Source organism: Streptomyces sp. GQ60, from assembly GCF_059758875.1.
In genome coordinates, this window is the sequence record NZ_JCAXEG010000007.1 from 40,011 (window position 1) to 52,178 (window position 12,168).

Consider the following 12,168-nt stretch of genomic DNA (forward strand, 5'->3'; position numbering starts at 1 on the left):
GCCCTACGGGCGCCGGAGCGCGTCGGCGGCGTCGGTGCCGCCGGCCAGCTCCGTCTCCAGGAGCTGCTTGCCCAGGAGCTGCGGGTCGGGCAGTTCCATGGGGTACACGCCGTCGAAGCAGGCACGGCAGAGGTTGGGCTTCTGGATGGTCGTCGCCTCGATCATCGAGTCGAGCGAGATGTACGAGAGCGAGTCCGCGCCCAGCGACGTGGCGATCTCGTCGACCGTCATGCCGTTGGCGATCAGCTCGGCCCGGGTGGCGAAGTCGATGCCGAAGAAGCACGGCCACTTCACCGGCGGCGAGGAGATCCGGATGTGGACCTCCGCCGCGCCGGCCTCGCGGAGCATCTTGACCAGGGCGCGCTGGGTGTTGCCGCGGACGATGGAGTCGTCGACGACCACCAGGCGCTTGCCCCGGATGACTTCCTTGAGGGGGTTGAGCTTGAGACGGATGCCGAGCTGGCGGATCGTCTGCGAGGGCTGGATGAAGGTCCGGCCGACGTAGGCGTTCTTGACCAGGCCGACGCCGTACGGGATCCCGCTGGCCTCGGCGTAGCCGACGGCGGCGGGCGTGCCCGATTCCGGCGTCGATATCACCAGGTCCGCGTCGGCCGGGGCTTCCTTGGCCAGGCGCCGTCCCATCTCGACACGCGAGAGGTAGACGTTCCGGCCGGCGATGTCCGTGTCCGGGCGCGCCAGGTAGACGTACTCGAAGACACAGCCCTTGGGCTTTGCTTCAGCGAAGCGGGAGGTCCGCAGACCGTTCTCGTCGATCGCGATCAGCTCGCCCGGCTCGACCTCGCGGACGAAGCTGGCGCCGCAGATGTCGAGGGCGGCGGTCTCGCTCGCCACCACCCAGCCGCGCTCCAGGCGGCCGAGGACCAGCGGGCGGATGCCCTGCGGGTCACGGGCGGTGTAGAGCGTCCCCTCGTCCATGAAGACGAGCGAGAAGGCGCCCTTCACCTTCGGGAGGACCTTGGTGGCCGACTCCTCGATGGTCAGGGGCTTGCCGTCGTCGTCCGTCTGGCCGGCCAGCAGGGCGGTGACCAGGTCGGTGTCGTTGGTGGCCGCCACCTGGGTGGCACGGCCGTCCTGACGGGGGAGGTCGGCGACCATCTCGGCCAACTCGGCGGTGTTCACCAGGTTGCCGTTGTGACCCAGGGCAATGGAGCCGTGGGCGGTCGCGCGGAAGGTCGGCTGGGCGTTCTCCCAGACGGAGGCGCCAGTGGTCGAGTAGCGGGCGTGACCGACCGCGATATGACCCTGGAGCGAGCCGAGAGAGGTTTCGTCGAAGACTTGGGAAACGAGGCCCATGTCCTTGAAGACGAGGATCTGGGAACCGTTGCTCACAGCGATACCCGCGGACTCTTGTCCACGGTGCTGCAGTGCATACAGTCCGAAGTAGGTGAGCTTGGCGACCTCTTCACCCGGAGCCCAGACACCGAAGACGCCGCAAGCGTCCTGGGGGCCCTTTTCGCCGGGGAGCAGGTCGTGGTTGAGTCGTCCATCACCACGAGGCACGTCTCCGAGTGTAGGCGAGATCGACCACTGGTCCGAATTGGGGATGCCCGGGAAATGTCACAGCACGGAGGGTGACGGAACCTGTTCGTCTCAATATCCGGATTGCCCTGGTTGACAGTCGCCTGTGGTTTCGTACAAGCTCCGGCTCATGCAGCCTCTCGGTGACCGCACCGTCACCCTCGTCGCGCGCCGACACGTGGACCTCGTCCGTGTCGCCAGCGCCATCTGTCGCTGTTCTGCGTAGTCGCACGCCGCATTTCCCTTTCCTTTTCTCCTTTCCCCGCCGCTTTCCGTCCGTTATCTGCTCCGCCGTGCCCTGCGCCGTCCCGCGCTGCCCGGAGCTACCCGGGCCGGAGGGCCGGCGGGCCGTGCTCTGGAGTACCCGTGACCTCGTACGAACCCAACCTGTCCCGGCGCGCCTTCGGCGGCGCGGTCGGCGCGACCGCGGCCGCCGCGGCGGTGGGGCTGGGCGCCGCCGCCCCGGCCCACGCGGCGCCGGCCGCCGGAGCGCGGCACGCGGAGCCCCTGCCGGCCGGAGGCGAACGGGAGTTCCGTGCCGAGCGGGGGCGCCGCTCCCGCCGCCCGAACATCCTGTTCATCCTCGGGGACGACCTCGGCTGGGCCGACCTGTCCTCCTACGGCTCCCCGCACATCAAGACCCCGAACCTGGACCGGCTCGCCCGCCAGGACGTCCGCTTCACCGATGCCTATGCGGGCTCCGCGACCTGCTCCCCGACCCGCTTCAGCCTGTACACCGGCCTCCCCCACAGCCCTGGACGGGCATGGGAGGTGCCCCCTTCCCGGGCCGCGCCAAGGGCGGGCTCGCCGAGCCCATCGCCGACAAGTCGGCGGGCCTGGAGCCGACCCACCCGACGCTGGCCTCGCTGCTGCGCGGCTCCGGCTACGCGACCGCGCTGATAGGCAAGTGGCACTGCGGCTCCCTGCCCGACTACAGCCCGACCAAGTCGGGCTGGGACGAGTTCTTCGGCAACTTCAGCGGGGCCCTGGAGTACTACTCCAAGCTCTCCGGCGACGGCTCGTACGACCTCTACGAGGGCGACGCCGAGTACAAGGACCTGCGGTACTACACGCGGATCCTGACCGAACGCGCAGCCGAGTACGTCTCCCGCGACCACGGGGACGAGCCGTGGCTGCTCAACCTCGACTTCACCACCCCGCACTGGCCGTGGATCGCCGACGGGGACACCGGGGCGAGCGCCGAGGTCACCCGCCGGATCAAGGCCGGCGACCGGCGGGCCCTGTGGCACGAGGACGGCGGGTCCATCGAGAAGTACGGGCAGATGGTGGAGGACCTCGACCGCTCGATCGGCGAGGTGCTGAAGGCGCTGGAGCGCTCCGGCCAGGAGGAGGACACCCTGGTCCTCTTCTCCAGCGACAACGGCGGCGAGCGCTTCTCCCACAACTGGCCGCTCGCCGGCAACAAGGCCTCCCTCCAGGAGGGCGGCATCCGCGTCCCGAACATCGTGCGCTGGCCGGCCCGGCTCGACGGCGGCCAGGTCAGCCACCTGCCGGTGTTCACCCCGGACTGGACGGCCACCCTGCTGGAACTCGCGGGCGCCCGCGCGAACCCGGCGTACCCGCTGGACGGGGTCAGCCTGGCCGGGTACCTGCTGCGCGGCGAGAAGGTGGCCGAGCGGAACCTGTTCTGGCGGGTGCGCGGGGAGCGGGCGCCGCGCCGCGGCGACTGGAAGTACTACCGCGGCAAGGCGGGCCGCGACCAGCTCTTCAACCTGGCCGGGAACATCCGCGAGCAGGCCGACAAGGCGGCGCTGCTGCCTTACCCCGGCTGATCGGGGCGGGCGGGAGCCCGTGACGTGGTCCACAGCCTGTGGATGGACGGCTGTGGATGGACGGCTGTGGACCACGGACGGGCCGCCGTCCGGAGACCAGGGGTCACTCGACGGCCGAGGCCGCCTTCGCGGTGATGCCGGTGCCCGAACCGGGCGCCGTGAGGGTGAGGGCGTCGCCCTGGATCCTCCAGTCGAGCGGTCCGCCGCCGAACAGCTCGGTGAGGGCCCGCTCGACCTCTCCGGGTCCGCCCTCGCAGGCCATCCGGGTACTGGTCAGGGGGCCGAAGGTGAGCTTGTTCCCCTCGACGACGGCCTTCGCGCTGAACCGGTTGCAGCCGAGGTTGCCGCTCGCCGTGCCGTCCGCGGCCAGGCTGAAGCGGGCCCGGCCCTCGGCGCCCGCCGGAACCGAGGAGGCCGTCTCCCCCTTGGTCAGGGAGTCGACGGTCCAGTGCGTGGCCACGAGCGGGGCGTCGGGGGCCGGGGGCTTCGAGCTCAGGGCGATCGCGTTCCCCTCGGAGTTCTTCAACGTGATCTCGCCCCGGCCCTGTTCGACGGTCAGCGGGCCCCGGAACAGCCTGGCGAAGGCCGTCTCGAACGGCAGGTCCGCGCAGGCCATGTCCGTGTGGGCACCGGGCGTCACGGTCATGGTGGCCACCGAGTCGAAGACCACGGCGGCGGTGAAGCCGTTGCAGCCGTAGTTGCCGTTGGCCTCGGCCTCGTAGCCCTTGCCCCGTTCCACGGACAGCCGGGCGGCGGCGGGGCCCTTCAGCGTCTTGCCGTCGACGGTCAGGCTCTCGACCGACCAGGATCCGGAGAACCCGCGGGCGGGGTGCGTGCCCGGCGCGCCGCCGTCGTCACCGCAGGCGGTGGCGGTGGCGGACAGCGCGAGCACGGCGACCAGGGCGGCGGGGAGGAGCGGCAGCGTACGCATGCCGGTGTGACGCGGACCGCGCCCCGGCGGTTCCACGGCTTCGCCCGGTCAGCTCATCAGGGGCAGCAGCGCCGAGAGGTCGGCGCGCTCGCCGCTGGCCCGGACCTGGGCCGCGTCCAGCGCGTCGGCCCACCCCGTACGGCCGGTGGCGAGCCGGATCCAGGTCAGCGGGTCGGTCTCCACGACGTTCGGCGGGGTGCCGCGGGTGTGCCGGGGCCCCTCGACGCACTGCACCACCGCGAACGGCGGGACGCGGAACTCCACCGCCCCGCCCGGGGCCTTGAGCGCGAGGGCGTCGGCGAGCAGCCGGGTGCAGGCGGCCAGGGCCTGGCGGTCCACGGGGATGTCCAGTCCGGTGGCGCGGCTCAGGTCGTCGGTGTGCACGACGAGCTCGACGGTACGGGTGACCAGGAAGTCGGCCAGGGTCATGGCCCCGATCCACAGGTCCAGCACGCGGCCGCCGGGGTTCGCGTCGAGCGCCTCGGCCAGCCGGGCGCCGACCCGGTCGTAGAGCTCGGCGAGCGGGGCGCCCTCCAGGGTCTCCTTGGCGGCTTCGGCGATCTTCCCGGCGAGCGAGGCCGTCGCGAAGGGCCATTCGGCGGCGGACAGTTCGGCGACGGCGGCGGGCGGCCGGGCGAGGCCGCCGGCCAACGACTCGGCGATCCACGCGATGTGCGCGGCCAGTTCGGCGACGGACCAGCCCCCGACCCCGCTGGGCCGGGCGAGCTGCTCTTCGTCCAACTCCCGTACGGCGTCCCGTACATGCCCGAACTGCGCGAGGACGGCCGTACGGGTCCGGGCGTGGTCGTAGGTGCGCGGCTTCTTCTTGGCGGGCGGCATGGGGCCGACCCTACGCCGCCCGGACCGGCCGGGCGGCACACCTCAGCCCGTCGGGGCCGAGGGCAGGCTGGTCTCGCAGCCCGCCTTCGCCGCGGCGCGCACGGCCGCCTCGCGGGCCAGCCCCGACAGGAAGCCGCGCCCCCTGTTGCCCCGGCCGTCGCCCTCGCCGGCGGCGGTCGCCCGCAGGGCGGTCACTCCGCCGGACCTGGCCGGGTCGGCGCACTTCGCGGTCGCCGTGACGCTGAAGGGCCCGTAGTCGAACCGGCTTCCGCCCGGTTCGGCGTCCTTGGTGGCCACCACCGCGACGGAGACGAACTCGTCCATCTGCTTCTGGCCCTCGAACGTTCCCTCACGGAACAGCACACACGACTGGTCAGCCGTGGCGCCCGCCTCCACCCGGGGCATGCCGAAACCCATCACCGCATCCGGATCGACCAGCCCCTGACAGTTCTCGATGATCTCCGCCCGGCTCCGCGCACGGTCCCCGGTGTTGTCGTAGACGAGCCAGCCGCCCACGCCTACGGCGGCCACGATCACCGGTATCCCGGCCCCGAAGAGCCATCGACCCCAACTGTGCGCCATCTGCGCCCCCGTTCCCCCGCCTGCCCGCCACCGCAGTCGGCGCGGGCTCCTTGCCGGAACGGACGAGCCCCCGCCCGGAACGGTTCCGGGCGGGGGCTGCGCGGTTCGTGCAGGCCGGCTGCTCAGGCGAGCAGCGCCGGGATCGTCCCCTCGTGGGCGGTACGGAGCTCCGCCAGCGGGAGGGTGAACTCACCCTGGATCTCGATCTCGTCGCCGTCGACGACACCGATCCGGGTCGCCGGAAGGCCCCGCGCACCGCACATGTCGGTGAAGCGGAGCTCCTCGCTGCGCGGGACGGCCACGATGGCCCGGCCCGCGGACTCGGAGAACAGGAAGGTGAAGGCGTCGAGCGCCTCCGGCACCACGATCCGCGCACCGTTGCCGCCGCGCAGGCAGGACTCGGTGAGCGCCTGGATCACGCCGCCGTCGGACAGGTCGTGCGCGGCGTCGATCATGCCGTCCCGCGAGGCCGAGATGAGGATCTCCGCGAGGAGCTTCTCGCGGCCCAGGTCCACCTTGGGCGGCATGCCGCCGAGGTGCTGGTGGACCACTTCGGACCAGGCGGAGCCGCCGAACTCCCCGGCGGTGTCGCCGAGCAGGTACAGGAGCTGGCCGGCCTCCGCGAACGCCATCGGCGTACGGCGGTTGACGTCGTCGATCACACCGAGGACCGCCACGACCGGGGTCGGGTGGATCGCGATGTCGCCCGTCTGGTTGTAGAGGGAGACGTTGCCGCCGGTCACCGGGGTGCCCAGCTCCAGGCAGCCGTCCGCGAGACCGCGGCAGGCCTCGGCGAACTGCCACATGACGTCCGGGTCCTCGGGGGAGCCGAAGTTCAGGCAGTCGGAGATCGCGAGGGGCTTCGCGCCGGTCGCGGCCACGTTGCGGTAGGACTCGGCCAGTGCGAGCTGCGCACCCGTGTAGGGGTCGAGCTTCGCGTAGCGGCCGTTGCCGTCCGTGGACATGGCCACGCCGAGGTTGGTCTCCGCGTCGATGCGGACCATGCCGGCGTCCTCGGGCTGCGAGAGCACCGTGTTGCCCTGGACGAAGCGGTCGTACTGGTCGGTGATCCAGGACTTCGAGGCCTGGTTCGGCGACGAGACCAGGGCCAGGACCTGCGCGCGGAGCTCCTCGGAGGTCTGCGGCCGCGGCAGCTTGCCCGCGTCGTCGGCCTGGAGGGCGTCCTGCCAGGAGGGGCGCGCGTAGGGGCGGTTGTAGACGGGGCCCTCGTGGGCGACGGTGCCCGGGGGCACGTCCACGATGAGCTCGCCGTGCCAGAAGATCTCCAGGTGGTCGCCCTCGGTCACCTCACCGATGACGGTGGCGATGACGTCCCACTTCTCGCAGATCTCCATGAAGCGGTCCACGTACTGCGGCTCCACGATCGCGCACATGCGCTCCTGCGACTCGCTCATGAGGATTTCCTCGGGCGAGAGCGTCGCGTCGCGCAGCGGGACGGTGTCCAGCTCGACGCGCATGCCGCCGGAACCGGCGGAGGCCAGCTCGCTCGTGGCGCAGGAGAGCCCGGCGCCGCCGAGGTCCTGGATGCCGGCGACCAGCTTCTCCTTGAAGATCTCCAGGGTGCACTCGATGAGGAGCTTCTCCTGGAAGGGGTCGCCGACCTGGACCGCCGGACGCTTGGTCGGCTTGGTGTCGTCGAAGGTCTCCGAGGCGAGGACGGAGACGCCGCCGATGCCGTCGCCGCCGGTGCGGGCGCCGTAGAGGATGACCTTGTTGCCCGGGCCGGAGGCCTTGGCGAGGTGGATGTCCTCGTGCTTCATGACGCCGATGCAGCCGGCGTTCACGAGGGGGTTGCCCTGGTAGCAGGCGTCGAAGACGACCTCGCCGCCGATGTTCGGCAGGCCGAGGCAGTTGCCGTAGCCGCCGATGCCCGCGACGACGCCCGGCAGGACGCGCTTGGTGTCGGGGTGGTCGGCCGCGCCGAAGCGCAGCGGGTCGACGACGGCGACCGGGCGGGCGCCCATGGCGAGGATGTCGCGGACGATGCCGCCGATGCCGGTGGCCGCGCCCTGGTAGGGCTCGATGTAGCTGGGGTGGTTGTGCGACTCGACCTTGAAGGTGACCGCGTAACCCTGGCCGACGTCGACGACTCCGGCGTTCTCGCCGATGCCGACGAGCATGGCGTCGTTCTGCGGGACCTTCTCGCCGAACTGCTTCAGGTGGACCTTGCTGCTCTTGTACGAGCAGTGCTCGGACCACATGACGGAGTACATGGCGAGCTCGGCGCCGGTGGGACGGCGGCCCAGGATCTCGCGGATCCGGGCGTACTCGTCCTCCTTGAGGCCGAGTTCCTTCCACGGCTGGGAGGCGTCCGGGGTCTCGGTGGCGTTCTTGACGGTGTCGAGGCTCATGCGCTGACCAGCTTCTTCAGGACCGAGGTGAAGAACGGGAGGCCGTCGGTGCGGCCCGTCCCGATCAGCGGCTCGACCGCGTGCTCGGGGTGCGGCATGAGGCCGACGACGTTGCCCGCGGCATTGGTGATGCCGGCGATGTCGCGCAGCGAGCCGTTGGGGTTACCGCATCCATCAGCGGCTTCGCCGCGGACCACGTACCGGAAGGCCACTCGGCCTTCGGCCTCCAGTTCGTCCAGCACCCGCTCGTCGGCCACGTAGCGGCCGTCCATGTTCTTGAGCGGTACGGAGATCTCCTCGCCGGCGGTGTAGTCGCCGGTCCAGGCGGTCTCCGCGTTCTCCACCCGCAGCTTCTGGTCGCGGCAGATGAAGTGCAGGTGGTTGTTGCGGAGCATCGCCCCCGGCAGCAGGTGGGCCTCGGTGAGGATCTGGAAGCCGTTGCAGATGCCGAGGACGGGCATGCCGCCCTTGGCCTGCTCGATGATGCTCTCCATCACCGGCGAGAAGCGGGAGATGGCTCCGGCGCGCAGGTAGTCCCCGTAGGAGAAGCCGCCCGCGAGGACGACCGCGTCGACCTGGTGGAGGTCCTTGTCGCGGTGCCAGAGCGATACGGGCTCGGCTCCCGCGAGGCGCACGGCGCGCAGCGAGTCACGGTCGTCGAGCGTTCCGGGGAACGTGACGACTCCGATGCGAGTGGTCACCGTCAGGCCTCGACCTTCACGGTGAAGTCTTCGATGACGGTGTTGGCGAGGAAGGTTTCGGCCATCTTGTGGATGCGGTCGAGGGCGGCCTGGTCGACCGGTCCCTCCACCTCCAGTTCGAAGCGCTTCCCCTGGCGAACGTCGGCGATCCCTTCGAAGCCCAGGCGCGGCAGTGCACGCTGCACCGCCTGGCCCTGGGGGTCGAGGATCTCCGGCTTGAGCATGACGTCGACTACGACGCGTGCCACTGGCACTCCCGATGAGGTGGTTGGTGCGAAGGCGGTTCCCTCAGCGTACCCGGCAGAAATTTCTACGCGGGTAGATATGGCTCTTGTACGATCCTCCGGTCGTTTCCGCTTCACCAACGCTTCGCAAAATCCGCCGGAAAACCACGCGCCCGGCATTGCGTCGGGACACGCGGAGATAATTAACTGGGCTTCGCAATGCAATGAGAATCGGGGTACAAAGGATTCCTCCGTCCCACCGGCATTTTCCGGTGGACGGCGACGCCAGAAAGATGCATTCTTCCGAAACATCCACACAGGCGACATCACCGCTCCGTGCACGCACGTCAGCGGGGAGCGGCGTCGCACGAAGGGACCGATATCCGTGGCGCAGCGCGTAGTAGTCACGATCTCCGACGACATCGATGGCGGAGATGCATCGGAAACGGTGGTCTTCGGGCTGGACGGTAAGTCGTACGAGATCGACCTCAATGTGGCCAACGCAAAGAAACTGCGGAAGAGCCTCGCCCCGTTCGTGGCCGCCGGCCGCCGGCAGGCCCGCTCGGGGAAGACCTTCAAGCACACCGCCATCGCCCCCGACCCGGCGGTCGTCCGGGCCTGGGCGCGCTCCAACCAGCTCGACGTCCCGCCCCGCGGGCGGATCCCCAAGAAGGTGTACGAGGAGTACAACGCCGCTCACTGAGAGCCGATTTGCCATCCACCCCTACCGGTCCGCTAGTGTGTGGATCACGCCAAGGGGCGAGGCCGCAGGCCGGACTCCGAAGTCGTGCGGGTGTAGTTCAGTAGCAGAACATCCCCCTTCCAGGGGGAAGGCGCAGTGTGCGATCCCTGTCACCCGCTCTGCTCGCTTTACCGACCACGGTTGTGGATCAGGTAGAGTGATGCACGCATCGCACGGCAGTTTGTCGTGGGAAGCATGCGGACGTAGCTCAGTTGGTAGAGCACCACCTTGCCAAGGTGGATGTCGCGCGTTCGAGTCGCGTCGTCCGCTCAGCGTATGAAGGCCCCGGTCATTGACCGGGGCCTTTGTCGTGCGTCCCGGCTATCCGGATCGCCCTGAGCCGAGATCCATGACAGGTGTCATGGCCTCCTCGGCCCGGAGCCCGCGAGACTGGGGCCATGAATCACAGCGGGTGGTGGAAGAACCGCAGCAGCGCGGGGAAGGTCGAGCTGTACACGCGCTGGTCCTTCCACCTCTTCGTGGTCATCGAGATCGCGTCGGTCGGACTGGCCGTGCTGGGCTCGATGGACGGAAATGCCTCCGCGGTGGTCGCGGTCGCGCTCTTCCTGACGGTGTGCGCGCACTCCCTGCTCGTCGGCTTCCTCTCCTCCCGGTCGCTCGACTGGATCCTGGGCCGGCGCGAGCGCCCGGTGCGGCTCGCGGCCTCCGTCACCGCCCTGACCGCCGCCGCCTGCCTGGGCGTACTCGGTGTGGACGCGGCCGGCCTCACCGGCGATCCGGCCGTGACCCCGACCGTCATCGCCGGCATGACCTGCTTCACCACCGGCACGCTCGTCCTGTGTCTGCCCAAGGTCCGGCAGATGCGCTACGTGCCCCCGGCCGCGGCCGCCTTCGTGGGTCTGGCGTCCCTCGCCTTCGGCGTCTCTGCCGGCGGGTCCGCGGGGGTGGCCGTCGGGGTGCTGTTGACCAGCGCCTTCCTCTGCGCGGCCTGCGGGTTCTCCGGCTGGCTGCTCGACGCCGTGTACGAGCTGGACCGGACCCGCGAGGTGCGGGCACAGCTCGCGGTGGCCGAGGAGCGGCTGCGGTTCGGCCGGGACCTGCACGACGTGATGGGCCGCAACCTCGCGGTGATCGCCCTCAAGAGCGAGCTGGCCGTGCAGCTCGCCCGGCGCGAACGCCCCGAAGCCGTCGACCAGATGATCGAGGTGCAGCGGATCGCCCGGGAGTCCCAGAAGGAGGTCCGCGACGTGGTCCGCGGCTACCGGGAGGCGAACCTCGCGGTGGAGCTCGAGGGTGCGCGCGGGGTGCTGCGCGCGGCCGGGATGGACTGCCTGGTCGAGTACGAACAGGGCCGCGAGCTGCCCGCCGAGGCCCAGTCGGCGCTCGGCTGGGTGGTGCGCGAGGCGACGACGAACATCCTGCGGCACGGCGACGCCCGCAGTTGCGCGATCCGGCTGACCGCGGACCCCTCGGGCGCGCTCACGCTGGTGGTGGAGAACGACGGGGCCCCCAAGGCCCCGGCCGGGCCGCCGGGCTCGGGGCTGGCCGGCCTGCGGGAGCGGCTCGCGGTACTGGACGGCACGCTGGAGGCCGGCGCGGTGGACGGCGGCCGGTTCCGGCTGCGGGCGCAGATCCCCGGTCCGGCGGCCGGGCCGATCCGAGAACTGGAGGCGCGGGCATGAGCCCCGTACGCGTACTGCTGGCCGATGACGAGCACCTGATCCGGGGCGCGCTCGCCGCGCTGCTGGGACTGGAGGACGACCTGCTGGTCGTCGCCGAGGCCGCCTCGGGGCCGGAGGCGCTCGCCATGGCGCGGGCCCACCGGCCGGACGTGGCGGTGCTGGACCTGCAGATGCCGGGGGCCGACGGTGTGAGCGTGGCCACATCCCTGCGGGCCGAACTCCCCGACTGCAAGACCATGATCGTGACCAGCCACGGCCGGCCCGGTCACCTGAAGCGGGCCCTCGCCGCGGGCGTACGGGCCTTCGCGCCGAAGACCGTCTCGGCGCAGCGGCTGGCCGAGCTGATCCGGACCGTGCACGCCGGAGGCCGGTACGTGGACCCGGAATTGGCGGCCGACGCGATCAGCGCGGGCGACTCCCCGCTGACCGCCCGCGAGGCCGAGGTGCTGGAACTGGCGGGGGACGGGGCGCCGATCGCGGAGATCGCGGAGCGGGCCTCGCTCTCCCCGGGGACGGTGCGGAACTACCTGTCCTCGGCGGCGACGAAGCTGGGTGCCGAGAACCGGCACACGGCGGTGCGTCTCGCACGGGCCCGGGGTTGGGTATAGTAGTTCTCGCGCTACGGCGCACCTGCGGACATAGCTCAGTTGGTAGAGCACCACCTTGCCAAGGTGGATGTCGCGCGTTCGAGTCGCGTTGTCCGCTCAGCAGTGAAGAAGCCCCGGTCCTCGGACCGGGGCTTCTTTCGTGTCCGGGGCCGGTTCCGGCCCGGCTCCGGGGCCCCGTTTCCGGGGCCCCTTC

The 12,168-nt window shown here is 70.9% G+C and carries 11 protein-coding genes, 3 tRNA genes and 1 pseudogene; 8 read left to right on the forward strand and 7 right to left on the reverse strand.

Annotated features, from left to right (window positions below; translation table 11 throughout):
• Positions 1-3: 3 nt before the first annotated feature.
• The gene (purF, locus tag AC6CKD_RS18920; RefSeq protein ID WP_243341158.1) at positions 4-1,521 is read right to left on the reverse strand and encodes an amidophosphoribosyltransferase; all 1,518 of its coding nucleotides are present in this window, start codon (positions 1,519-1,521) and stop codon (positions 4-6) included.
• Between the two features lie 148 nt (positions 1,522-1,669).
• Between purF and AC6CKD_RS18925 the strand changes: the two genes are divergently transcribed.
• Positions 1,670-1,765 carry a putative leader peptide gene (locus tag AC6CKD_RS18925; RefSeq protein WP_323187867.1) on the forward strand — a complete coding sequence of 32 codons (96 nt, stop codon included), beginning with the start codon at positions 1,670-1,672 and terminating at the stop codon, positions 1,763-1,765.
• A gap of 140 nt (positions 1,766-1,905) precedes the next feature.
• Positions 1,906-3,332, forward strand: a pseudogene (locus AC6CKD_RS18930) (sulfatase-like hydrolase/transferase).
• A gap of 103 nt (positions 3,333-3,435) precedes the next feature.
• Here AC6CKD_RS18930 and AC6CKD_RS18935 read toward each other — a convergent pair.
• The 6 genes from AC6CKD_RS18935 to purS all read right to left on the reverse strand — a co-directional run bounded on the left by AC6CKD_RS18935 (position 3,436) and on the right by purS (position 9,012).
• Positions 3,436-4,263 carry an META domain-containing protein gene (locus tag AC6CKD_RS18935; RefSeq protein WP_498328641.1) on the reverse strand — a complete coding sequence of 276 codons (828 nt, stop codon included), beginning with the start codon at positions 4,261-4,263 and terminating at the stop codon, positions 3,436-3,438.
• A gap of 48 nt (positions 4,264-4,311) precedes the next feature.
• Positions 4,312-5,103: a maleylpyruvate isomerase family mycothiol-dependent enzyme gene (locus AC6CKD_RS18940; RefSeq protein ID WP_498328642.1), complete on the reverse strand. Its 792-nt coding sequence runs from the start codon at positions 5,101-5,103 to the stop codon at positions 4,312-4,314.
• Between the two features lie 42 nt (positions 5,104-5,145).
• Positions 5,146-5,685: a hypothetical protein gene (locus tag AC6CKD_RS18945; protein ID WP_498328643.1), complete on the reverse strand. Its 540-nt coding sequence runs from the start codon at positions 5,683-5,685 to the stop codon at positions 5,146-5,148.
• Positions 5,686-5,807: 122 nt separating this feature from the next.
• Positions 5,808-8,057: a phosphoribosylformylglycinamidine synthase subunit PurL gene (gene purL, locus AC6CKD_RS18950; protein WP_498328644.1), complete on the reverse strand. Its 2,250-nt coding sequence runs from the start codon at positions 8,055-8,057 to the stop codon at positions 5,808-5,810.
• Positions 8,054-8,758, reverse strand: coding sequence for a phosphoribosylformylglycinamidine synthase subunit PurQ (gene purQ, locus AC6CKD_RS18955; protein WP_388509088.1), 705 nt, complete (start codon positions 8,756-8,758; stop codon positions 8,054-8,056). The genes purL and purQ overlap by 4 nt, the downstream gene beginning before the upstream one ends.
• A 2-nt stretch (positions 8,759-8,760) precedes the next feature.
• On the reverse strand, positions 8,761-9,012 hold the full coding sequence (gene purS, locus AC6CKD_RS18960) for a phosphoribosylformylglycinamidine synthase subunit PurS (protein ID WP_008740952.1): 252 nt from the start codon (positions 9,010-9,012) through the stop codon (positions 8,761-8,763).
• Between the two features lie 355 nt (positions 9,013-9,367).
• Here purS and AC6CKD_RS18965 point away from each other — a divergent pair, with 355 nt between their 5' ends.
• From AC6CKD_RS18965 to AC6CKD_RS18990, 6 genes are all read left to right on the forward strand, one after another.
• A complete protein-coding gene (locus tag AC6CKD_RS18965; RefSeq protein WP_356511550.1) occupies positions 9,368-9,685 on the forward strand; it encodes a histone-like nucleoid-structuring protein Lsr2 in 318 nt (105 codons plus the stop codon).
• 86 nt (positions 9,686-9,771) lie between these two features.
• Positions 9,772-9,843, forward strand: a tRNA-Gly gene (locus AC6CKD_RS18970).
• Positions 9,844-9,921: 78 nt separating this feature from the next.
• Positions 9,922-9,994, forward strand: a tRNA-Gly gene (locus tag AC6CKD_RS18975).
• Positions 9,995-10,122: 128 nt separating this feature from the next.
• The gene (locus AC6CKD_RS18980; RefSeq protein WP_498328645.1) at positions 10,123-11,367 is read left to right on the forward strand and encodes a sensor histidine kinase; all 1,245 of its coding nucleotides are present in this window, start codon (positions 10,123-10,125) and stop codon (positions 11,365-11,367) included.
• Complete coding sequence (locus AC6CKD_RS18985; RefSeq protein ID WP_266907114.1) at positions 11,364-11,975, forward strand: response regulator transcription factor; 612 nt, start codon at positions 11,364-11,366, stop codon at positions 11,973-11,975. The genes AC6CKD_RS18980 and AC6CKD_RS18985 overlap by 4 nt, the downstream gene beginning before the upstream one ends.
• A 24-nt stretch (positions 11,976-11,999) precedes the next feature.
• A tRNA-Gly gene (locus tag AC6CKD_RS18990) sits at positions 12,000-12,072 on the forward strand.
• The last annotated feature ends 96 nt before the right edge of the window (positions 12,073-12,168 follow it).